At 74.2% G+C, this 23,089-nt stretch carries 16 protein-coding genes; 12 read left to right on the top strand and 4 right to left on the bottom strand.

Annotation, left to right across the window (positions count from 1 at the left end):
• Window positions 1-413: 413 nt before the first annotated feature.
• From ABTY56_RS05295 to ABTY56_RS05280, 4 genes are all read left to right on the top strand, one after another.
• Window positions 414-1,025, top strand: a complete 612-nt coding sequence (locus ABTY56_RS05295) for a response regulator transcription factor (protein WP_014136228.1) — start codon at window positions 414-416, stop codon at window positions 1,023-1,025.
• Window positions 1,026-1,357: 332 nt separating this feature from the next.
• The gene (gene shbA, locus ABTY56_RS05290) at window positions 1,358-2,083 is read left to right on the top strand and encodes an RNA polymerase sigma factor ShbA (RefSeq protein WP_350626762.1); all 726 of its coding nucleotides are present in this window, start codon (window positions 1,358-1,360) and stop codon (window positions 2,081-2,083) included.
• 295 nt (window positions 2,084-2,378) lie between these two features.
• Window positions 2,379-3,881: an IMP dehydrogenase gene (gene guaB / locus ABTY56_RS05285; protein WP_350626760.1), complete on the top strand. Its 1,503-nt coding sequence runs from the start codon at window positions 2,379-2,381 to the stop codon at window positions 3,879-3,881.
• Window positions 3,882-4,053: 172 nt separating this feature from the next.
• Entirely contained in the window at window positions 4,054-5,181 is a 1,128-nt protein-coding gene (locus ABTY56_RS05280; protein WP_350626966.1) for a GuaB3 family IMP dehydrogenase-related protein, read from the top strand.
• An 81-nt stretch (window positions 5,182-5,262) separates the two neighbouring features.
• Here ABTY56_RS05280 and ABTY56_RS05275 read toward each other — a convergent pair whose 3' ends face one another.
• On the bottom strand, window positions 5,263-5,826 hold the full coding sequence (locus ABTY56_RS05275) for a hypothetical protein (protein WP_350626758.1): 564 nt from the start codon (window positions 5,824-5,826) through the stop codon (window positions 5,263-5,265).
• A gap of 252 nt (window positions 5,827-6,078) precedes the next feature.
• Here ABTY56_RS05275 and ABTY56_RS05270 point away from each other — a divergent pair, with 252 nt between their 5' ends.
• A complete protein-coding gene (locus ABTY56_RS05270) occupies window positions 6,079-8,103 on the top strand; it encodes a serine/threonine-protein kinase (protein WP_350626756.1) in 2,025 nt (674 codons plus the stop codon).
• A 17-nt stretch (window positions 8,104-8,120) separates the two neighbouring features.
• Here the strand turns inward: ABTY56_RS05270 and ABTY56_RS05265 are convergent, their stop codons facing one another.
• Window positions 8,121-8,651, bottom strand: a complete 531-nt coding sequence (locus tag ABTY56_RS05265; RefSeq protein ID WP_350626754.1) for an SHOCT domain-containing protein — start codon at window positions 8,649-8,651, stop codon at window positions 8,121-8,123.
• Between the two features lie 57 nt (window positions 8,652-8,708).
• Between ABTY56_RS05265 and ABTY56_RS05260 the strand changes: the two genes are divergently transcribed.
• The 7 genes from ABTY56_RS05260 (at window position 8,709) to ABTY56_RS05230 (ending at window position 21,237) form a co-directional block, all read left to right on the top strand.
• The gene (locus ABTY56_RS05260; protein ID WP_350626752.1) at window positions 8,709-9,842 is read left to right on the top strand and encodes a protein kinase domain-containing protein; all 1,134 of its coding nucleotides are present in this window, start codon (window positions 8,709-8,711) and stop codon (window positions 9,840-9,842) included.
• Window positions 9,843-10,003: 161 nt separating this feature from the next.
• Window positions 10,004-11,749 (top strand): serine/threonine-protein kinase, encoded by a 1,746-nt coding sequence (locus ABTY56_RS05255; RefSeq protein WP_350626750.1) that lies wholly within the window; start codon window positions 10,004-10,006, stop codon window positions 11,747-11,749.
• Window positions 11,750-11,851: 102 nt separating this feature from the next.
• Window positions 11,852-13,483, top strand: coding sequence for a succinic semialdehyde dehydrogenase (locus ABTY56_RS05250; protein WP_350626748.1), 1,632 nt, complete (start codon window positions 11,852-11,854; stop codon window positions 13,481-13,483).
• Between the two features lie 59 nt (window positions 13,484-13,542).
• On the top strand, window positions 13,543-15,378 hold the full coding sequence (locus tag ABTY56_RS05245) for a GMC oxidoreductase (protein ID WP_502893029.1): 1,836 nt from the start codon (window positions 13,543-13,545) through the stop codon (window positions 15,376-15,378).
• Between the two features lie 465 nt (window positions 15,379-15,843).
• A complete protein-coding gene (locus ABTY56_RS05240; RefSeq protein WP_350626747.1) occupies window positions 15,844-17,427 on the top strand; it encodes a hypothetical protein in 1,584 nt (527 codons plus the stop codon).
• Window positions 17,428-18,408: 981 nt separating this feature from the next.
• On the top strand, window positions 18,409-20,004 hold the full coding sequence (gene guaA / locus ABTY56_RS05235) for a glutamine-hydrolyzing GMP synthase (RefSeq protein WP_350626745.1): 1,596 nt from the start codon (window positions 18,409-18,411) through the stop codon (window positions 20,002-20,004).
• A gap of 216 nt (window positions 20,005-20,220) precedes the next feature.
• Entirely contained in the window at window positions 20,221-21,237 is a 1,017-nt protein-coding gene (locus ABTY56_RS05230; protein ID WP_350626743.1) for a Rieske 2Fe-2S domain-containing protein, read from the top strand.
• 25 nt (window positions 21,238-21,262) lie between these two features.
• On the opposite strand, the gene ABTY56_RS05225 is transcribed toward ABTY56_RS05230, so the two are convergent.
• Both ABTY56_RS05225 and ABTY56_RS05220 read right to left on the bottom strand, forming a co-directional pair.
• Window positions 21,263-21,472: a hypothetical protein gene (locus ABTY56_RS05225; RefSeq protein WP_350626741.1), complete on the bottom strand. Its 210-nt coding sequence runs from the start codon at window positions 21,470-21,472 to the stop codon at window positions 21,263-21,265.
• A complete protein-coding gene (locus ABTY56_RS05220; protein WP_350626739.1) occupies window positions 21,469-22,905 on the bottom strand; it encodes a PspC domain-containing protein in 1,437 nt (478 codons plus the stop codon). Before ABTY56_RS05220 ends, ABTY56_RS05225 begins: the two co-directional genes overlap by 4 nt.
• Between the last annotated feature and the right edge of the window lie 184 nt (window positions 22,906-23,089).

Genomic DNA, 23,089 nt, shown 5'->3' with positions numbered 1-23,089 from the left:
AACAGTCAATGACCATACGAAAGCTATAAAAACGGGCAAAGTGGGCAAGGGTCTTCGGCGGGCGCGGGCGTGGCAATCGGGTGGCCGACGGGCGCGCGACATGCCGAATCGGTGTGCGGGTCGTACGCCCACCGCGCGCGAGCTGCGGAAAAGTGCGGCGTGTGCACCGCGATGCGGCTGATCGGTAATGGGTTGGCCACGTACAGTGGTGGAGATGGCCCCGAAGGCCGTAACTCATTCGAGTGACGGTCGTTGGAAGTGCGGAGGCGGTTAGCGGGCGCCGGACGTCGGGAACGATCGCGGGCAGGTTGGGGCGATCAGCACGGAGTCCGTCGCCGATCGGCCGTGTCGGAGAGGTTCGTACCAGCCAGGAGGCTCAACGTGACGCGGATCAGCTGCGGAGGACGACGGTCATGACTTCCGTTCTCGTTTGCGACGATTCCCCGCTCGCCCGCGAGGCGCTTCGCCGCGCGGTCGCGACCGTACCCGGTGTGGACCGGGTCACCACCGCGACGAACGGGGAGGAGGTCCTCCGCCGCTGGGTGGCCGACCGCTCCGATCTCGTTCTGATGGACGTCCGGATGCCCGGCCTCGGCGGGGTCGAGACGGTCCGGCGACTGCTGTCCGCCGACCCGGGCGCGCGGATCATCATGCTCACCGTCGCCGAGGACCTCGACGGCGTCGCGCTCGCGGTGGCCGCGGGCGCCCGCGGGTACCTGCACAAGGACGCCTCGCGCGCCGAGCTGCGGGCCACCGTCACCCAGGCCCTCGCCGACCCGACCTGGCGGCTCGCCCCGCGCCGGCTGCGCAGCCCCGACATGGGTGCCGCGCCGACCTTGACGGCGCGTGAGATCCAGGTGCTGGAGGGCATGAGCCACGGCCGCAGCAACGCCGAGATCGGGCGCGAGCTCTTCCTGTCCGAGGACACCGTCAAGACCCACGCCCGACGGCTGTTCAAGAAGCTCGGGGCCTCCGACCGCGCGCACGCGGTGGCGCTGGGCTTCCGCTGGGGCCTGGTCCGCTGACCACCGGCGGCGCCGCCGGGTGCGGCGCGCCACCGGTGATCCCCGGGGCGGGTACCGCACAGGCGTGTGACGTTGCGGTCCCGAGGTTGCACCATGGAGGAGTGGAGCACCTCGGGGACCAGCGGACAGGCACTGCGGCGAACCGCGCGGCCGCAGGACACTCGGCGGACGGCGCGACGGACGGGACCACCGACGGCGGGGCGGGAGGCGGCACGGTGCAGGAGGGGCCGGTGGTGCGCGGCACGCCCCACGGTGCGGCAGCGCATAACGTTCCGGTGCACAACTCCGGACGCGGTGCCGCGTTTTCCCGCTCGACCAGGCACCATGGACCGATGCGCGACGACGTCGCCGGCGCGGCCGGCCAGGCGGACCCGGTGGAGGCCGAGCCCTCCGGCCCGGGTCACGATCCGTCGTACGCCGATCCCGGCGGTCCGGACGGTTCCGTCGCCGACGCCGGACCGGGCCGCCCGCCGGTGCTCGGTACGGGCGGCTCGCCGCTGGTGGGCGAGCTGGTCGTGGCCGCCGTGCGCGGCGAGGGCCCGGCGATCGACGCCCTGCTCGCCTACGTCCACCCACTGGCGTTGCGGTACTGCCGCGCCAGGCTGGTGCGACTGCCCGGCGGGGCCCGGCACCACGTGGACGACGTCGCGCAGGAGGTCTGCGTCGCGGTGCTCTGCGCGCTGCCCCGGTACAAGGACCAGGGGCGGCCGTTCGAAGCCTTCGTGTACGGCATCGCCGCGCACAAGATCGCCGATCTGCAGCGGGCCGCGATGCGCGGGCCGGGGTCGACCGTCGTTCCGCAGGACGACCTGCCGGAGGTGCCGGACGAGGCGCTCGGCCCGGAGGAGCAGGCGCTGCTGAGCAGCGACGCGGCCTGGGCGAAGGAGCTGCTGTCCAACCTGCCGGCCCGTCAGCGCGAGCTGGTGCTGCTGAGGGTGGCCGCCGGGTTGTCGGCGGAGGAGACCGGCGAGGTGCTCGGGATGTCCCCGGGCGCCGTCAGGGTGGCCCAGCACCGGGCGCTCAGCCGGCTGCGGGCGCTCGCGGAGGAGTCCTCCTGACCCTGACCTCGGCCGTTGCGGGGGTGCGCCTCCTCGGCGGGGCTTCACGGGCGGGGCGGAATGTGGCAACGGGCGGGGTTGTTGTCAAGGGCACACGAGGACACATTCCCGGTGCCAGTACCATGGGGTATCGGCGCCTGGGCGGGTTGCCAAAGTTTCACGGGTGCGCGCGGGGTTCCCTTGGAGGATCCTCCTATTGCGCCCCGGCTTCGGCGGTCTGCGCGAGTGAGCGATGAATGCGCCCCCACCCTCAGGGCGTGAGCGGATAAGGCCGGCCACGGAAGGTACCCCCCAAATGTCTTACAACGCCGCAGGCGTACCCGAGAAGTTCGCCATGCTCGGGCTCACGTTCGATGACGTCCTGCTGCTGCCCGGGGCCTCCGAGGTGCTGCCGAACCAGGTCGACACCTCCTCGCGGGTCTCCCGGAACGTCCGCGTCAACATCCCGCTGCTCTCCGCGGCGATGGACAAGGTGACCGAGTCGCGGATGGCCATCGCGATGGCGCGCCAGGGCGGCGTCGGCGTGCTGCACCGCAACCTGTCCGTCGAGGACCAGGCCAACCAGGTCGACCTGGTGAAGCGCTCCGAGTCCGGCATGGTCACCGACCCGATCACGGTCGGCCCGGACACCACGCTGGCCGAGGCCGACGCGCTGTGCGCCAAGTTCCGCATCTCCGGCGTTCCGATCGCCGACGAGGCGGGCAAGCTGCTCGGCATCGTCACCAACCGCGACATGGCCTTCGAGTCGGACCGCAGCCGCCAGGTCCGCGAGATCATGACCCCGATGCCGCTGATCACCGGCAAGGTCGGCATCTCCGGCGTCGACGCGATGGCGCTGCTGCGCCGCCACAAGATCGAGAAGCTGCCGCTGGTCGACGACGAGGGCCGGATCAAGGGCCTCATCACCGTCAAGGACTTCGTCAAGGCCGAGCAGTACCCGAACGCCGCCAAAGACGCCGAGGGCCGGCTGCTGGTCGGTGCCGCCGTCGGCGCCAGCGCCGAGGCGTTCGACCGGGCCCAGGCCCTGGTCGAGGCCGGCGTGGACTTCCTGGTGGTCGACACCTCGCACGGCCACAGCCACAACGCGCTGGCCTGGATCGCCAAGATCAAGTCGGCCGTGGGGGTCGACGTGGTCGGCGGCAACGTCGCCACCCGCGACGGCGCCCAGGCGCTGATCGACGCCGGCGTGGACGGCGTCAAGGTCGGCGTCGGCCCCGGCTCCATCTGCACCACCCGTGTGGTCGCCGGCATCGGCGTCCCGCAGATCACCGCCATCTACGAGGCCGCCCAGGCGTGCCGGGCGGCCGGCGTGCCGGTCATCGGCGACGGCGGCCTGCAGTACTCGGGCGACATCGGCAAGGCGCTCGCCGCCGGTGCCGACACCGTGATGCTCGGCTCGCTGCTGGCCGGCTGCGAGGAGTCCCCGGGCGAGCTGCTGTTCATCAACGGCAAGCAGTTCAAGTCCTACCGCGGCATGGGTTCGCTGGGCGCCATGCAGTCCCGCGGCCAGGGCCGCTCGTACTCCAAGGACCGCTACTTCCAGGCCGAGGTGGCCTCGGACGACAAGCTCGTCCCCGAGGGCATCGAGGGCCAGGTGCAGTACCGCGGCCCGCTGTCGGCCGTGCTGCACCAGCTGGTCGGCGGCCTGCGCCAGACCATGGGCTACGTCGGCGCCGGCACCATCGGCGAGATGGAGAGCAAGGGCCGCTTCGTCCGGATCACCTCGGCGGGCCTCAAGGAGAGCCACCCGCACGACATCCAGATGACCGTCGAGGCGCCGAACTACTCGACCCGCTGACCGGTCCGCACCACCCGAGCCACCCGAGGGGCCCCTCGCTGCAGCGCAGCGGCGGGCCCCTCCGGCACGTCCGGGGAGCGGGCCGTCGGGGCGCTGCCGCCGGCAGTACGGGATACTGGGGTGCGGCCGGGGTGACCCGGACGGCATGAGCAACACAGCAGAAGGGCTCGAAGTGACCGAGATCGAGATCGGGCGAGGCAAGCGCGGCCGCCGGGCGTACGCCTTCGACGACATCGCCGTCGTCCCCAGCCGCCGTACCCGGGACCCGAAGGAGGTCTCGATCGCCTGGCAGATCGACGCCTACCGCTTCGAGCTGCCGTTCCTGGCCGCCCCGATGGACAGCGTGGTCTCGCCCCAGCAGGCCATCGCCATCGGCCGCCTCGGCGGCCTGGGCGTGCTGAACCTCGAAGGCCTCTGGACCCGCTACGAGGACCCGCAGCCGCTGCTCGACGAGATCGCCTCGATCACCGACGAGGCCACCGCGACCCGTCGGCTGCAGGAGGTCTACGCCGCGCCCATCCGCGCCGAGCTGATCAAGCAGCGGATCCAGGAGGTTCGCGAGTCCGGCGTGGTCACCGCCGCCGCGCTCTCCCCGCAGCGCACCGCCGAGTTCTCCAAGACCGTGGTGGACGCCGGCGTCGACGTCTTCGTCATCCGCGGCACCACCGTCTCGGCCGAGCACGTCTCCAGCGCCGCCGAGCCGCTCAACCTCAAGCAGTTCATCTACGAGCTGGACGTCCCGGTGATCGTCGGCGGCTGCGCCACGTACACCGCGGCGCTGCACCTGATGCGGACCGGCGCGGCCGGCGTGCTCGTGGGCTTCGGCGGCGGTGCCGCCCACACCACCCGCAACGTGCTCGGCATCCAGGTGCCGATGGCCACCGCCGTCGCCGACGTGGCGGCCGCGCGCCGCGACTACATGGACGAGTCCGGCGGCCGCTACGTGCACGTGATCGCGGACGGTGGCGTCGGCTACAGCGGCGACATCCCGAAGGCCGTCGCCTGCGGCGCCGACGCGGTGATGATCGGTGCCGCGCTGGCCCGCGCCACCGACGCCCCGGGCAAGGGCTTCCACTGGGGCATGGAGGCCGTCCACGAGGAGCTGCCGCGCGGCAAGCGGGTGGACCTCGGCACGGTCGGCACCACCGAGGAGATCCTGACCGGTCCGTCGCACACCCCGGACGGCACCATGAACCTGTTCGGTGCGCTGCGCCGCGCGATGGCCACCACGGGCTACACGGAGCTCAAGGAGTTCCAGCGCGTCGAGGTGACGGTCAACCCGGCGCTCGACCACCGCTGAGCCGTTCGCTGACGAAGGCCCCCGCCGAGCACGGAGGGGGCCTTCGGGCTGTCCGGGGGCTTCCCGGTTGTCCGCAGGGCGTCAGTTTCGGTCGGCCGTGCGGCGGGTGAGGAGGAAGCCGCCGATGAGGGCGATGGCGTAGAAGGCGGCGTCGAGCGGGCGCAGGTCGGCGCGCCAGCCGGCCAGGGTGCCGTGCAGGAGGCCGCGGGGGCCGGGGCCGTCGGCGCGCACCAGGCGGAGGTGTTCGGTCAGCTGGCCGAGGAGGAGCGCGCCGGCCGCGAGGAGGGCGCCGAGCGGCGGGAGCAGCCGGTTCCGGCCGCCGAGGCGGCCGAGCGGGAGGGCGACCAGGCCGGCCTGGGCGATGGCCAGCCAGCCGAGGCTGTCGGCGGCCCGCAGCGGGGCGCAGCCGTAGGCCAGGCCGCCGAGCAGCACGGCGAGGACGGCGAGGGCGACGGCTGCGGCGGTGCGGCGGCGGGGGGTGGTCCGGGGCGCGGGGGTGACGGGGTCGTACCCGGTCACCGGGGCGCCGGGCATGCCGGGCACCACGTAGCCTTCGGGGGAGGCCGGGGCGGGTGCGACCGAGTAGTGCTGGGCGGTGTGCGGCCGGGTCGATGGGCCGTCAGCGCCCGGTGCGGGTGCGGTCATGGGCGTCGAATCCCCCCGGAAAAGACGATGAGCTGCCGAACGGTAGCAGTGATTCGAACGGATCTTGGCGAGTTTTCGATCACAGATCGGGCACGGAGCGCCGCACCGGTTCCGGTTCGTCCCGGCTTGGGATGGGGGGCGGGTGGTCCCGAGCCCCCGGGACAGGGGATGATGGAGGCTTGGGCGTTCGGGCCCGGCCGGTCCGACACGCCGTCACCACGACCGCCAGCAGCACATGGGGGAACGTTCCGAATGACCCAGGCGCAGGGTTCCACCGGCCGCCTCCTGGCCGGCCGCTACCGCCTGAACGGCGTGCTCGGACGCGGTGGCATGGGCACCGTCTGGCGCGCCGAGGACGAGATGCTGGGCCGCACCGTCGCGGTCAAGGAACTGCGGATGAACGCCAGCGTCGAGGAGGAGGAGAAGCACCGGCTGATCGTCCGGACGCTGCGCGAGGCCAAGGCGACCGCTCGGATCCGGCACAGTTCCGCGGTGACCGTCTTCGACGTGGTCGACGAGGACGACCGGCCGTGGATCGTCATGGAGCTGGTCGAGTCCCGCTCGCTGGCCGACGTGATCCGCGAGGACGGGCCGCTCGCGCCCGGCCGGGCCGCCGAGATCGCGCTCGACGTGCTGGGCGTGCTGATCGCCGCGCACGCGCTGGGCATCCTGCACCGGGACGTCAAGCCGTCCAACGTGCTGATCGGCGAGGACGGCCGGGTCGTCCTGACCGATTTCGGCATCGCCAGTGTGGAGGGCGACGCCTCCGTCACCTCCACCGGCATGCTGGTCGGCGCGCCCTCGTACATATCCCCGGAGCGGGCCCGCGGGCAGAAGCCCGGGCCGCCGGCCGACCTGTGGTCGCTGGGCGGCACGCTGTACGCGATGGTCGAGGGGCGGCCGCCGTACGACCGCGGCTCGGCCCTGGCCACGCTGACCGCGGTGATGACCGAGGACCTGGCCACGCCGGTGAACGCCGGGGCGCTGCTGCCGGTGATCGAGGGGCTGCTGGAGAAGGACCCGGCCGAGCGGCTGGACGCCACGCAGACCCGGTCGATGCTCAAGCGGGTGGTCGCGGAGGCGACCGTGAAGGCCGAGTCGACCACCGAGCACGCGATGCCGGTGGAGCAGCCGGCCGTCGCGCCGGGGCCGAAGTCCGGGGCGGCGGCCGGGGCCGGGGCGACGACCGAACCGAAGGTCGTACCCGGGACCGAGTCCGAGTCCGAGCTCGGGTCCGGGTCCGGGTCCGGGACAGAGTCGAAGCCGGCGCCGGAGAAGCCCGAGGGCGGCCGGAAGCGGCCCGTGGGCGGGCTGCTGGGGACGGTCCGGGTGGGCAGCCGGGTCCGGGACGAGGAGCCGCCCGCGGCCGCCGTGGCGGAGCCCGCCGCGAAGGCGGCGGAGCCGGCGCCCGATCCGATCCGGCCGGTGACCAGCGAGTGGACGATGGGCGCGACGCAGGCTGCCGGGGCGAACCCGCGCACCGGCCGGCGGCGGCTGGCCATCGCCACCGTGATCGTGGTGCTGCTGCTGATCGCGGGAGTGGTCGCGGTGCTCCAGGCCGTCGGCGGGGACGGCAAGGCGAAGGGCGCGTCCACCCACGGCGCGGGCTCCGGTTCGCCGGTGGCGACGACCACGGACGCCACGCCGAGTCAGAGCGCGGAGCCGCCCGCGCCGGCACCCGCGCCCGCCGCCACGGCCACCGGTACGCCGGGCGCCGAGGCCACCACGCCGCCCGCGCAGCCCGCCGCCACCACGCCGGCGGCTCCGGCCCCGGCGCAGCCTCAGGTATCCGCCCCGGCCCCGGCCCCGGCGCAGCCCGCTCCGGGCGGCACGGTGCCGGCCGGGTACCACGAGTACAAGGACCCGAGCGGCTTCTCGGTCGTCCTGCCGGACTGGCTGCAGCCGAGCGGGTCCGACGCCAACCGACGGATCTTCAAGAACGCCGCCGACGGCAGCCAGCTGCGGATCGAGTGGACGACCTCGCCGGGCGACAGCGCCGTCGCGGACTGGCAGGAGTCCGAGCCCAACGTGCGCGGCCAGGTCACCAACTACCAGCGGCTGAACCTGTCGGCGATCGTCTACCGGCAGTGGACCAACGCGGCGGACTGGGAGTGGACCAACGGCACGCCCAGGATGCACTCGCTCAACCGCGGCTTCGTGACCGGGACTCCGGCCAAGTACGGCTACTCGATCTACTGGATCGTCCCGGACGCGGAGTGGGCCGCGCAGGCCCCGGTCCGGGACGTCGTCTTCAACAGCTTCCAGCCCGCGCCGTAGCGCACGGGGAGGCGGGTTCAGCCGATCAGGCGCTGCTTGGCCCGGCTGAACTCGTCCTCGGTGAGCATCCCGGAGGCGCGCAGCGCGGCCAACCGCTCCAGCCGGTCGATGAGTTGCTCGCCGTCGGAGGGCGCGGCAGCGGCCTGCTTCGCCGGTGCCGGGGCGGTGCGGGCGAGCCGGGCGGACGCCCGGACCCGCTCGGCGAAGACGTCGGCCTTGACCACGTCCTCGAAGCGGTGCGAGCCGGTCAGCGCGACGACCGTCAGCACCTCGCCGTTGAGCTTGGTGCGGTTCACCGTGGCGTCGGTGACGGCGGTGAGCGGAACCGGTACCGGCGGCTTCCCGTCCTTCAGGAAGAGCAGCCGGTGCGTGGTCAGGACGAGCACTCCCTTGCGGAAGTGGTCGGGGTGGCGACCGGCGGTGGAGGCGACCGGCTCCTCGCCGTCGATGACGGCCGCCTCGACCGTGCGGACGGCCTCGGCGCGCTTGGCCCGGTCGTTGTTCCCCGCCACCGTGAAGGCGGTGTCGATCAGATCGGTCCAGTCCATGGGACCGAGCGTAGGGGAGCCGCTCAGTAGGCTGCTCGGTGAGCGAGAGGAACTGGCATGCGAGGCGGCCCCGGGCAGTTGCTGGCGGGACGGTACCGGCTGACGGACCGTCCCGAACCCTTCCGCGCCCATGCGGTGGACGAGCGGACCGGTGAATCGGTGCTGCTGCGCGCCCTGGAGCTGCCCGCCCTGCTGACCGCAGGTCAGGACCCGGAGGACGCCGTGCCCGCCCAGGCGGACCGCCTGGTGCGGCGGGTGGCGGCGGTCGGCTCGGTCGCGCCGGCCGCGCACCCGCGGCTGCTGCGCGGGGTCGGGGCCTTCGTCGACGGCGAGTCGCTGTGGACGGCCGAGGAGCGGCCGGCCGGGCTGACGGTGGCCGAACTGCTGGTCGGCGGGCCGGTACCGCCGTACCGGGCGGCCGAGTTGGCGGCGGACCTGGCCGGCGCGCTGCGGGCGCTGCACGCGGCCGGGCTCACCCACGGCAACGTGACCGCCGAGTCGGTGCTGGTCTGCGAGGACGGCGCGGCGATGCTCGGCGGGCTGCTCACCGGGGTGGCGGACGAGGGGCTGGCCGAGGAGCTCGGTGGGCCGGGCGGGCGGCGCCGGTACGACGTCCGGGCCACCCTGGTCGGCCCGGTGGCGGAACGTTGGCCGCTGGACGGCGGCCCGGCGGGCGACTGCTGGGCGCTCGGCGTGCTGGTGCACCGGCTGGTCACCGGCCGCGCGCCGTACCCGGAGGGCAACGTGCCGGAGCTGGTGACCGCGGTGCGGGACGGGCGGCGCGAGCACTCGGCGGTCTGCGGGCCGCTGGGGCCGCTGGTCGAGCGGCTGCTGCAGCCCGATCCGGTGCTGCGGCCGACCGCGGAGGCGGTGTGGCGCGAGCTGGCGGAGCTGCTGGCGGGCGCGCCGGAGCCGGTGGACGAGGAACGGGCGGCGCGCGCGGTGACCCTGAAGCCGGAGGCGCCGCTGGTGCCGGTGCGGACGCGCCGGGGCGGTCGTCGGGGTGGCCGACGGGGTGGAAGCGCCGAGGACATCGGGAATGCCGGGGCGGGTGGCGGCGCCGGAAAGCTGTCCGGCGGCGGAGCGAAACCGCCGCGGATACCCCCCTCCCTGTTCGGCCCGTTGCTGGTGGGGGGAGTCCTTGTCCTGCTGGTGCTGGGAATCGCCGCCGTGGTGATGTTCGCAGGCTGACGGCCCGGACGGATCGGGCAGCCCCGGTTCGGGGGGTGGGCGTGATTACCGGGGGCCGCGCGGTACGCCTAATGTGTGCGTGGGATTTGTTCGAACAGTGGTCTGCACCAGGCCCTCCGTCGCGGTGACGGCAGGTGGAATGTGTGGGGGAGCGGTCGCAGATGGGTGTGCAGGACCGGCCGGAAGCGGCCGAGGTGGAGCGGCTGCTGGCCGGGCGGTACGAGCTCGGCGAGCGGCTCGGCCGTGGCGGCATGGGCACCGTCTGGCGGGCCTGGGACCGGATGCTCGACCGCGAGGTCGCGGTCAAGGAGCTGACCGTCAACCACCTGCCCGAGGAGGACCTGCAGATCCTGCACACCCGGATGAAGCGCGAGGCCAGCGCGGCCGCGCGGATCAAGCACCCCGGCGTGATCACCGTGCACGACGTGCTGGAGCAGGACGGCCGGCCGTGGATCGTCATGGAGCTGGTCGACGGTCGCTCGCTGGCCGACGTGATCAGCCAGGACGGCACCCTGCAGCCGCGCGCCGCCGCCGAGGTCGGCAGCCAGGTGCTCGCGGCGCTGCACCGCGGCCACCAGCTGGGCGTGCTGCACCGGGACGTGAAGCCGGCCAACGTGCTGCTGGAGCGCGGCACCGGGCGGGTGGTGCTGCTGGACTTCGGGATCGCCAAGTACGAGGGCTCGACCGAGCTGACCCGGCCGGGCGACCTGGTCGGCTCGCCGGACTACCTGGCGCCGGAGCGTGCCCAGGGCCAGCGGCCCGGGCCGGCCTCCGACCTGTGGGGCCTCGGCGCGACGCTGTACGCGGCGGTCGAGGGCCAGTCGCCGTTCCGCCGGGACTCGCCGATCACCACGCTGGCCGCGGTGGTCGACGAGCCGCTGCCGGAGTCGCGCCGGGCCGGGCCGCTCGGGCCGGTGCTGGCCGCGCTGATGGCCAAGGACCCGGCCGACCGGCCGACCGCGGACGAGGCGGCCCGGATGCTGGCCGAGGTCCAGGCCGGGCACACGATGGGCTTCAAGGCCGTCGCGCCGATGCGGGCGCCCACCCAGTCGGTACCGGTGGTGGACCGCAGCGAGCGCCGGGCGGAGGCCGCGGAGGCTCCGCCGGAGGGCGCCGAGGGGCCGACCGAGCCGCAGGCCGCCGGTGCGCCCGCCGCGGCGGCCCCCGCCGTCCAGGACACCTCCGGGGGCACGGCAGCCGCCGCGCAGGCGCACACCGCTTCCGTCGCGCCGGTGGCGCACTCCGTCACGCCGGCGCGCGGTCCGGCCAAGCGCCGCAGCACCGCGAAGATCGTCGCCATCGCGCTGGCCGTCGGTCTGCTGGCGGCCGCGGGGACCTTCGTCGCCACCCGCTACGTGGTGGGCAGCGGCCCCGACGACCCGCCGCCGACCGTGCCGACCGAGTCGACCGGACCGGGGCCCACCGGCGACGCCAGCCCCTCGGCGGCGGCGCCCGGCGGCTACCACTGGGTCGACGACCCGGCCGGCTTCCGCTTCCCGCTGCCCTCGGGCAGCCCGGTGTGGCAGCGCTCCGCCACGTCCGACAACCAGATCTACTACAGCCCCGACAACAAGGTGCACTACCTGCAGTTCGCCGTCACCGTCGGCCAGTCGGTCAAGCCGCTGGAGCACATGCGGGAGATGGAGGGCTCCGTCTCCAAGTCGCTGAAGGACTACAAGCAGCACAAGATGACCGGCGTCGCGGTCAACGGCCACGAGGCGGCCGTCTGGGAGTTCAGCTACGCCGCCCAGGGCGGCGGCCGGCGGCGGGCGGTCGAGGCCGAGTTCATCGACGACGACGGCACCAGCTACGCGATCTACTCGTCCAGCCCGGAGAAGGGCAACGAGTGGAACGAGGCCGAGCAGCGCTTCAACGCGGTGCTCCACTACTTCACGCCGACCCGCTGACCGGACGCGGTACGGGCGGAGCGCCCCGCTTTCGCCCGACTGCGGCAGATTCTTGTTACCGACGGGTACCGGACCGGCCTGCGAAGGCCTAGGCTGCGCCGTATGTCGGACCTCACAGCAGATGCAGTGGACACCGAGCACCCCGGCGCCGGCAACCCGGCGGCCCCCGGCGGCGGCCGGACGGTCGCGGCGGCCGTCCCGCCCGCCCTGGTCGACCGGCTGGCGGCCGGGGTCACCGCCGCCGGCGAGCCCGACCTGGTGGAGACCGTCGCCCCGCTGACCGGCGAGCGGCTGGCCGGGCTGCCGCAGTCCACCCCGGCCGACGTCGAGGTCGCCTTCCAGCTGGCCCGCCGCGCCCAGTCGGCCTGGGCCGCACTGCCGGTGCGCCGCCGCGCCGCCGTCCTGCTGCGCTTCCACGACCTGCTGCTCAAGCGGCAGGACGAGGTGCTGGACCTGATCCAGGCGGAGACCGGCAAGGCCCGGCTGCACGCCTTCGAGGAGGTGCTGGCCGTCGCCATGGCCGCCCGGCACTACGGGCGGGCCGCACACGCATACCTCAAGGACAAGCGGCGAGGCGGCGCCCTGCCGGTGCTCACCCACGCGATCGAGGCCCGCCGCCCCAAGGGCGTGATCGGCCACATCTCGCCCTGGAACTACCCACTGGAGCTGTCCGTCGGCGACGCGCTGCCTGCCTTCGTGGCCGGGAACGCGGTGGTCAACAAGCCCGACACCCAGACCGCGCTGACCGCGCTGTGGGCCCGAGAGCTGCTGGTCGAGGCCGGGCTGCCGGCCGACGTGTGGCAGATCGTGATCGGCGACGGCCCGGTGATCGGCCCCGCCGTGGTGGAGCACGCCGACTACGTCTCCTTCACCGGCTCCACCCGCACCGGCCGCGACGTCGCCCGGCGCGCCGCCGACCGGCTGGTCGGCGCCTCGCTCGAACTCGGCGGCAAGAACGCCATGCTGGTGCTCGCCGACGCCGACCTCGACGCCGCCGCCGCGGGCGCCGTACGGGCCTGCTTCTCCTCCGCCGGGCAGCTGTGCATCTCGATCGAGCGGCTGCTGGTGCACCGCTCGGTGGCCGACGGGTTCCTGGAGCGCTTCGCCGCCCGCACCCGGGCACTGCGCCTCGGCGGCGGCCTCGCGTACGGCGCGGACATGGGCTCGCTGGTCTCCGTCCGCCAGCTGGAGACCACCACCCGGCACGTGGAGGAGGCCGTCAAGGCGGGCGCCACCGTGCTGGCCGGCGGCCGCGCCCGACCGGACCTCGGCCCGTTCTTCTTCGAGCCGACCATCCTCGACGGCGTCACCCCGGACATGGCGGTCTGCGCCGAGGAGACCTTCGGCCCGGTCGTCTCCGTCTACCGCTTCGACACCGACGACGAGGCGGTGGCCGCCGCCAACTCCACGCCGTACGGCCTGAACTCCAGCGTCTGGACCAGGGACCTGCGGCGCGGCCGGACGGTCGCCGCCCGGCTGCGCACCGGGACGGTCAACGTCAACGAGGCCTACGCGGCCGCGTACGGCTCGGTCGCCTCCCCGATGGGCGGCATGGGCGACTCCGGGCTGGGCCGCCGGCACGGCGCCGAGGGCATCCTGCGCTTCACCGAGGCGCAGACCATCGCGACCCAGCGGCTGCTGCCGATCGCGCCCTCGTTCGGCCTGGACGACAAGCAGTTCGCCGGCCTGATGACCGGCGGGCTGCGCGCGCTCAAGGCGCTGCGTTTCCGGTAGGCCCCGGTGGCACGCGGGCCCTGCCTCCGGGCGGGGCCCGACTCGCGGCCCCCACAGACATGATCATTCCGGTGAAGGAGCAGTGGCAGATGGTGGAGTCCGGCGGTGCGGCGGAGTTCGACTACGACGTGGTCGTGGTCGGATCCGGCTTCGGAGGATCGGTCGCGGCCCTGCGGCTGACCGAGAAGGGCTACCGGGTCGCCGTCCTGGAGGCCGGACGGCGCTTCGACCGGGACGAACTGCCCAAGAACTCCTGGGACCTGCCGAACTACCTGTGGGCGCCGCAGCTCGGGCTGTACGGCATCCAGCGGATCCACCTGCTGGCCAATGTGCTGATCCTGGCCGGCGCCGGGGTCGGCGGCGGCTCGCTGAACTACGCCAACACCCTCTACGTGCCGCCGAAGGCCTTCTTCGAGGACCGCCAGTGGCGCCACATCACCGACTGGCAGGAGGAGCTGGCGCCGTTCTACGACCAGGCGCAGCGGATGCTCGGGGTCCGGCTCAACCCGACCGTCACCCCCTCCGACGTCCACCTCAAGGCGGCCGCCGAGCGGATGGGCGTCGCCGACACCTTCCACATGGCCCCGGTCGGGGTGTTCTTCGGCGACGGCAAGGATACCGACGGCACGGCCAAGGCGGCGCCCGGCGACGAGGTCGCCGACCCGTACTTCGGCGGCGCCGGCCCGGCCCGCAAGGCCTGCGTGGAGTGCGGCGAGTGCATGACCGGCTGCCGGCACGGCGCCAAGAACATGCTCACCGAGAACTACCTGTACCTGGCCGAACGGGGCGGCGCGGAGATCCACCCGCTCACCACGGTGGCCCGGATCCGGGAGATCGGCGGGGCCGGCGGGGACCGCGGCTTCGCCGTGGACGTGCGCCGCACCGACTCCCGCTCGAAGACGGACCGGGTGAAGGCGGGCGCGCGGACCATCACCGCCGCCCGGGTGGTCGTCGCGGCCGGCACCTACGGCACCCAGTCGCTGCTGCACCGGATGCGCGCCGCCGGGCACCTGCCCCGGATCTCGGAGCGGCTCGGCGAGCTGACCCGCACCAACTCCGAGGCCCTGGTGGGCGCGCAGACCACCGACCGGCGCTACGGCGCCAAGGCGGACTTCACCAAGGGCGTCGCGATCACCTCCTCGATCCACCCGGACGCCAACACCCACATCGAGCCGGTCCGCTACGGCAAGGGCTCCAACGCGATGGGCGCGCTGTCGATCGCCCAGGTCGCGGGCGGCGGACGGGCCCCGCGCTGGCTGCGCTACCTGGGCAACTCGGTGCTCCACCCGGTGACCTTCGCCCGCTCGATGAACCAGCGCGGCTGGTCCGAGAAGACGATCATCGGCCTGGTGATGCAGTCCTTGGACAACTCGATCACCGTCTCGCTGAAGAAGGGCCCGCTCGGCAAGGACCGGCTCACCTCCAGCCAGGGCCACGGCGCCCCCAACCCGACCTGGATCCCGGCCGCCGAGAAGGGCGCCCAGGCGCTGGCCGCCGAGATCAACGGCTTCGCGGGGAGCACCGTCGGCGAGATCTTCGACATCCCGATGACCGCGCACTTCCTCGGCGGCTGCCCGATCGGCGACGCCCCCGAGACCGGCGTCGTCGACCCGTACCACCGGCTGTACGGGCACCCCGGGATCAGCGTGGTGGACGGCGCGGCCGTCTCCGCCAACCTCGGCGTCAACCCCTCGCTCACCATCACCGCGCAGGCCGAACGCGCCCTGTCGATGTGGCCGAACAAGGGCGAGGCGGACCGGCGCCCGGCGCAGGACGAGGCGTACCGGCGGGTCACCCCGGTGGCGCCGGTGCGGCCGGCCGTGCCGGAGGGCGCGTTCGGCGCGCTGCGGCTGCCGCTGCTGCCCGTCCCGGAGGTCCCGAAGAAGCGCGACTGAAGCCGGTTCGGCCGCCCAATCCGCTTGCCCTTGTTGTCGGTTGACATCCGTTCGGGTCCGATGGGATAAACGGGCTCCTTGGGGCAGCCCAGGGACTCGTCGAACGGGGGGAGCCGGTCCATGGCCAACTGCGCAGCGTGCGGTGCGAGTTCGGCGGAGGGGGCGTCGGCGTGCGGCTCGTGCGGGCGGCCGCTCGCGCCCCCGCCGCCGCCCCCACCCGCCGTCGGCCCGCCCGCGGCACCGCCGGCCGTGCCGCCCACCGGGCCACCGGCCGGGCTGCCCATCGGGCCACCGGCCGGGCCGCCCGGGTATCCGGCGGGGTACGTCCCGCCGGTCCCGCCCCCGGTCCCGCCTCCGCCCCCGCCGCACGGGTACGGCCACGGGGCCGCACCCGGCGGGCCGGCGCCCGCGCCGGGCAGCTGGGGCGCCGGGACGCCGTACGCCCAGCCGGCGCCCGTCCACCGAGTGCTGACCGGGCCCGACTGGCGCCCGGCCTTCAAGGCGGCCGTCGCGCCGACGGTCGTACTGCTGCTGGCCGCCCTGATCGCGGCCGTCCCGAGCGACTACCAGTACGAGTACCGCTTCCGCTCGCCCGACTTCGGCGACCGCTTCGGCGCGACGCTGTCGATGGCGCTGAACGCGCTCGGCGCCCCGTTCAAGCTCGGCTACCAGAGCCCGCTGAGCCGGGGCCACGCCGACCGGTTGGACATCGTCCTCCGGGCGGCACCGATGACCGTCACCGTCCTGTGGTGCCTGGCACTCTGGCTCGGCCTGCGGGCCGGGCTGGGGCAGCGCAAGGCGGTGGCCGGCCAGCTGACCCGGGGCCAGGCCGCGGGCGAGGCACTGCGCACCGCCCTGGTCCTGGCGGGGGTGACCACGGTGCTCTGGGCGTTCGGGGGGACGACCTGGCAGCCGCAGGACACCTACCGCATCCCCGACTACGGCGGCGCCGGCGGCAAGGACCTGTCCCGGCCGGCGATCACCGCCGAGGCCGGCTGGCTGGAGGCGGTCGGCTGGACCGTGCTGCTGGCCGGACTGCTGGCCTTCGCCGTCTACGGCACCGACGCGCTGCGCTGGGCCGCCTGGCGCAGCCGGGCGGTGCGCGGCTGGGCACTGGCCGCGCTGACCGCGGGCCGGGCCATGGCGGTGTCGGTGGCGCTGTCCGCGGCGGCGGCCTTCGTCCTGGTCGCGGCGAACGGTACGAGCGGCGGGCAGATCGGGCTGTCGCTGGCCTTCCTGCCCAACCTCGGCCTCACCCTGCTCGGCTTCGGCTCGGGGGCGACCTTCCAGGCCCACAGCGGCGCGTCCGGCGGCGGGACGACCTGGGGCGACCGCAGCGAGGACCTGAACATCTCCTTCTTCGACCTGCCCGACGAGGTGACCGCCGACTGGCGCTGGGCCGGCCTGCTGGCGCTCTTCGCGGCGGGGACGCTCGGCTGGACGGCGTACCGGCGGCAGCTGGACGCCGTCGACCGGCTGCGCCTGGCGGCGGTGCACGCCGCGGCGCTCACCCTGCTGATGGCGGTGGCCGGGGCGATGATGACCCGGAGCTCGTCCGTGACGGGCCTGAGCGACGCCTCCGGCCTGGTGTCGGAGGAGAACTCGGTCGGTCTGACCTTCCTCACCGTCCTGGCGGCCAACGCGGTCTGGGCGGTGGTCGGCGCGGTGCTGGTGCCGCCGCTGTTGACGGCGGTCCGGGGCGGGGGCGGGGGCGCTTCCGAGTACGCCGCGTACGCCGGGGCTCCGTACGGCGGCGCTGCGCATCCGCATCCGTACGCGCCCGTGCCGCCGGCGGCTCCGTACGGGCCGCCGCCGCACGGCGTTCCCGCGCAGGGTGGTCCCGCGCCGGTGGTCCCCACGCCGGGCGTCCCGGCGCAGGCCGCCGCGCCGCCGGACGCGCCGCCGGCGCCCGCGGCCGGGGTGGGCGAGGTGCTGGGCTCGTACGAGGCGCCGCCCACCCCCGCGGCCGGGACTCCGGTCCCCGCCGACGTGCCGCCGCCCCGGGGCGAGGAGCCGGTCGACCCGAGCGTCTGGCGCGAACACCCCTGAGGCCGGGCGGGGCCCCTTGTCCAGGAACGGGCAAAGGGCCCCGCGGGGGAACGGGGCCCTTTGTCGTTCAGCACTCGGCGTCAGGGCCGCGCCGGTGCTGGGGTGACGGCGCCGGGGGAGGAGCGCCGTCGTGTCGGTTGGCTTCGGGTCGGGCCCCGCGGCCCCGGCGTGGGTGGCCGGTGGTGAGGGGCGCGCACGCTCGTGGAGCGGCGGGTGGCGTGCGGTTCGCGCCGGTCCCCTGCTCACGGAGCGTGAAGTGAAAACCGCTGTCGCCTCGTTGGGCGGCGGCTGCGGCAGGGCGTCGGCGAGCCCCTCGGTGAGCCGTCAGGTCGCCGGGAGAACCGCCTACAACGAGCATCGTGCTGGACGAAGGGCCTGCTCTGCAACCGATTCGGCACAGTTCGACCCGGCTCATTTGCCGACGGGATGCCCGTCAATGATCACGGTGCGTAGTGGCTCGGCCGGTTGCGGCGCACGGGGACGCGCGTAGCGGCGCGGGACGGGCCGGGGGAGTGCGCCGGGTGTGCCCCGGATCGGGCCGGGGGTGCGACGGCCGGTCCCGGGCGTCCCCGGACTCCGGCCGTCCCACCTCTCGGCCCAGTCGCGGCCGGGTTCGCTGTCCCCTGCTGGCCGGCCGCGGCACCCGCGCACGGTCCCACGGAGCCGCGCTCCCGGCGGGCCGGGCGGCGGCGCCACGTGCGCCGGTGGACTGGGGTGAAGCTCCACGCGTGGTCCTGCAGCCGTACGGCGTGCCCCCGCGGGGGTCGGTCGGCGCGTCTGGCGGACGCGGCGCGGCCGTGCGGTCGTCTGAAGCAACGAACCGGGACCCGTTCCGGTCACGGTCCTTTGGACGGGCAGACGAGTGAAACCGGACAGCCCGGTAGAATCGGTGTCCAGACACCCCACGCCCGTCGCCACCGCAGCCCCGCAGGGGGAGGCGGCTCCGCGTGACACCCCGATACCGCTGCCGGAAGGCCGTCTGTGTCCTCTGCAATTCCCGTCCAGTCCGCGCCGGACAACGACACCGTCCTGGTGGTCGACTTCGGCGCCCAGTACGCCCAGCTCATCGCCCGTCGGGTGCGTGAGGCGCGGGTCTACAGCGAGATCGTGCCGAGCAGCATGCCGGTCGCCGAGATGCTCGCCAAGAACCCCAAGGCGATCATCCTCTCCGGCGGCCCGTCGTCGGTCTACGAAGAGGGCGCGCCGCAGCTCGACAGCGCGATCTTCGAGGCCGGTGTCCCGGTCTTCGGCATGTGCTACGGCTTCCAGCTGATGGCCAAGGTCCTGGGCGGCACCGTCGACAACAACGGTGCCCGCGAGTACGGCCGGACCCCGCTGACCGTCTCCCGCACCGGCTCCACCCTGTTCGAGGGCGTCCCGGCGCAGCACTCGGTGTGGATGTCGCACGGCGACGCCTGCTCCGCCGCGCCGGAGGGCTTCACCGTCACCGCCTCCACCGACCTGGTCCCGGTTGCCGCGTTCGAGAACGACGAGGCCCGACTGTACGGCGTCCAGTACCACCCCGAGGTGCTGCACTCCGACCACGGCCAGCAGATCCTGGAGCACTTCCTCTACCGCGGCGCCGGCATCGCCCCGACCTGGACCACCGGCAGCGTGGTCGAGGAGCAGATCGCCCTGATCCGCGAGCAGGTCGGCAACAAGCGCGCGATCTGCGGCCTGTCCGGCGGCGTGGACTCCGCGGTCGCGGCCGCCCTGGTCAACAAGGCCATCGGCGACCGGCTGACCTGCGTCTACGTCGACCACGGCCTGATGCGCAAGGGCGAGACCGAGCAGGTCGAGAAGGACTTCGTGGCCGCCACCGGCGTGCAGCTGAAGGTCGTCGACGCCGCCGAGCGCTTCTTGAACGCGCTGAAGGGGGTCACCGACCCCGAGGAGAAGCGCAAGATCATCGGCCGGGAGTTCATCCGGGTCTTCGAGCAGGCCCAGGCCGAGATCGTGGCCGAGGCCGGCGCGCACGGCGAGTCGGTCGACTTCCTGGTCCAGGGCACCCTGTACCCGGACGTGGTGGAGTCCGGTGGCGGTACCGGCACCGCCAACATCAAGTCCCACCACAACGTCGGCGGCCTGCCCGAGGACCTGCAGTTCCAGCTGGTCGAGCCGCTGCGCAAGCTGTTCAAGGACGAGGTCCGGATGGTCGGCCAGGAGCTGGGCCTGCCGGAGGAGATCGTCCAGCGCCAGCCGTTCCCGGGCCCCGGCCTGGGCATCCGGATCGTCGGCGAGGTCACCGAGGAGCGCCTGGACCTGCTCCGCGACGCCGACGCGATCGCCCGCGAGGAGCTGACCGCGGCCGGTCTGGACCGCGAGATCTGGCAGTGCCCGGTCGTGCTGCTCGCCGACGTGCGCAGCGTGGGCGTGCAGGGCGACGGCCGCACCTACGGCCACCCGATCGTGCTGCGTCCGGTCTCCTCCGAGGACGCCATGACCGCCGACTGGTCGCGCCTGCCGTACGACGTGCTGGCGAAGATCTCCACCCGGATCACCAACGAGGTCCGCGACGTGAACCGCGTCGTCGTCGACGTCACCAGCAAGCCGCCGGGCACCATCGAGTGGGAGTGAGCACTCCCGCCGGCCGCTGAGGCCCGTTGCGACGGGCCCCGGGCCGGAGCCTGAACGGCCGCGCCGTCGTTCCCGTACTGAAGGGAGCGACGGCGCGGCCGTTCGCGGTGCGGGGCCGCTCCCCTGGGGGGACCTCCCACCGAAAGTGGGCAGGAGCGGGCAGAATGCGGACCGGACCTGTCAGGGAGTGGCAGGCCGAGAGGGAAGGTGTGCGGGATGTCGGAGGCCAGCAAGCCGATGCCGGCCGGCGGGGCAGCGGCCCCTCGGGCCGACCGGGCGGCGCAGCGGCGGGCGCTCGCGTCCAGGTACGCGCTGCTCCCGCTGCGGCTCTTCCTCGGCGTCACCTTCGTCTACGCCGCCCTCGACAAGCTCTCCGAGGCGCACTTCCTGGCCGGGGCGGGCGATCCGGCCTCCTTCGTCTCGCAGACCCAGGCGGCCAAGGCCGGCGGCAGCCCGATCTCCTTCCTGCTCGGCCCCGCCCTCGACCACCCGACCCTGTTCGCGCTCGCCATCGCGTTCGGCGAGCTGGCGGTCGGGCTGGGCACCCTCGTCGGCCTCTGGGGCCGGGTCGCGGCGCTCGGCGGCGCGCTCCTCAACCTCAGCCTCTGGCTGACCGTCAGCTGGAGCGTCTCGCCGTACTACCTCGGCAACGACCTCGCCTACCTGATGGCCTGGACCCCGCTGGTGCTGGCCGGCACCCCGTACCTGTCGCTGGACGGCTACCTCGCCCGCCGCGCCGACCGGGAGCGCGCACGGGGGGTGGGCGAGGACCACGTCAAGCGCCGGGCGCTGGTGGACGGCGGGATCGCGGCCGTCGCGATCGGCGGCGCCGGGCTGCTCTCCGGCTCGCTGACCCGCACCTTCGGCCGGGACAAGACCGCGCCCAAGCAGTCGGCGGCCCCGGTCTCCGCCGCCCCGGCTCCCGCCCCCACGGTGCCCGCCGCGAGCGTGCCGGTCGGCGGCTCGGCGCAGGTCAAGGACCCGGCCACCGGGGACGCCGTCTACATCGTGCAGCCCAAGGCGGGCCAGTACTGCGGCCTCTCCTCGGTGTGCACCCACTCCGGCTGCGCCGTGGACGCCCCCAAAGACGGCCGGCTCTACTGCCCCTGCCACGGCTCCCGCTTCGACGCCGCCACCGGTGCGGTGGTGAACGGGCCGGCGGTCAAGCCGCTGCCGAAGTACACCGTCACCAAGGACGGCGACAAGCTGACCCTGGGCCCGCAGCAGAGCTGAGGCCCGGGGCCGGGGCCCGGGCGGGTCACTCCTCGCGGTCGGGGCGGCCGCGCCGGGCCACCGCGGCGACCGCGCCGGCCAGGCCGCCGACGCCGAGCACGATGAACGTGACGGGGATGACGATCCGCCCGTTCACCGACTGGTCGTCGAGCGCGGCGACCAGGTAGAGCACGGCGAGCACGGTGAACAGCCCACCCGCGATCAGCGAGAACAGGTCGAGCCGGTGCTTCCTCACTGCTGGACCACCTTGATGTTGCCGAGCCCGATGCCGAGTTCGAGGTTGAGCGTGCCCTTGGACGCCTGGCCGTTGGCCGGGCCGATCAGGTACGTGTGCCGTCCGGTGCTGTCGCTGCGGTCGCCCGGGACGTCGATGTCGCCGAGGCCCACCCGGGCGACCACGTTCACGGTCACGTCGTCCGGCACGGTGACGGTCATGTCGCCGGCGCCGAGGTCGACCTTGGTGGCGAGGGTGCTCCCGGCCGGGTCGAGCCCGGAGAGGTCCAGCCGGAGCGACCCGGCACCGAGGTTGTAGCGGTCGTGCAGGTCGGACGTCGCGGTGACCGTCCACTCGCGCGGGCCGACGGCGTTCTTCATCGAGTTCGGCGAGTGGCCGACGAAGGCCAGCGCCAGGGTGAGCAGCAGGCCGGTCACCGCCAGCTTGCGGGCCCGGCCGAACTTCGCGCCGACCAGCAGGGTCAGGCCGACCACCAGCAGCGCGGCGGCCAGCGCGGTCGTGCTCAGCACGGTGGGGTTGTGGTGGTCCCGCGAGGCCGCCCAGACCGCGGTGGCCGCGCCGACCGCCAGCAGGAAGCCGAAGAAGCCGAGCGCCGAGCTCTCCCGGGGGCGCCGCACGACGGCGGGCTCGGAGCGGCGCTTCGGGCCCGCCTTGCGCAGCGGGTCGCCCTCGGGCAGGTCGGCGCGCTGCCACCAGGGCTGGGCCGGGCCGCCGGCCGGCGGCACCGGGGTGCCGAACGGCGGGGTCGGGCTCGCGGAGCCGGCGCCGTACGGGTTGCGCTCGGGGTGGCGGGGGTCCCACAGGTAGCCGCTCGGGCCCGGGGGCGGAGCGTCGGCGGGGACCGTCCCGGCGGCCCGGTCGGCGGCGTGCGCGGCGCGCGCCGCCTCGTCGGACGCCGGCCGCGGCCAGACGTAACCCTCGGACCCGGACTCGGACTCGGGGAAGAGGCGGTCGTACGGGCCGCCCTGCCGGTGCCCGCGCCCCCGGCCGCGGCGGCGGTCCGGGTCGTAGCGCACCGCCAGGAAGACCAGGCCGGCGAGCAGCAGCAGCGGGAACAGCTGGTCGCCGTCGCCCATCGAGGAGAAGAACACCCCGGTGCCGATCACGGTCAGCAGCACCGCGCCGACCGACTGGCCGTCCACCCGGCCGGTGAGCACCCGCTGGAGCTCGGTGCGCCCGCCGCGGCCCTTGGAGTCGTCGTCCGTCGGGACGATCAGCCACGCCAGGCCGTAGAGGAACAGCCCGAGGCCGCCGGAGAGGCAGAGCACCACGATGACCACGCGGAAGACCACCGGGTCGATGTCCAGGTGCCGGCCGAGGCCGCCGCAGACGCCGGCCACCACGCGGTGGTGCTCGGCCCGGGTCAGTGGCGGGCGTTCCGGTTCCGGCGGGGCGGCGAGCCCGGCCTCCTCGATGCGGGGGTCCTCGGTCATGGGCACCATCCTTCCGGCAGGTGCCGGTCCGGCCCAACCGGGAGCACCCCTGCACGTACCCTGACTTGTCCCTGATACGGGCTAGGGACACACCCTGATGCGCCCGTACGGGCGTGCGTGGAACCATCGGTGGCGTGGCAGCCCCCGGTACCGATCCCCGAACCATCGCCCCCGACGCCGCGCC

The sequence above is a fragment of the Kitasatospora sp. NPDC097691 genome (genome assembly GCF_040302665.1).
GTDB lineage: Bacteria > Actinomycetota > Actinomycetes > Streptomycetales > Streptomycetaceae > Kitasatospora.
This window is presented reverse-complemented; position numbering and strand designations above follow the sequence as displayed.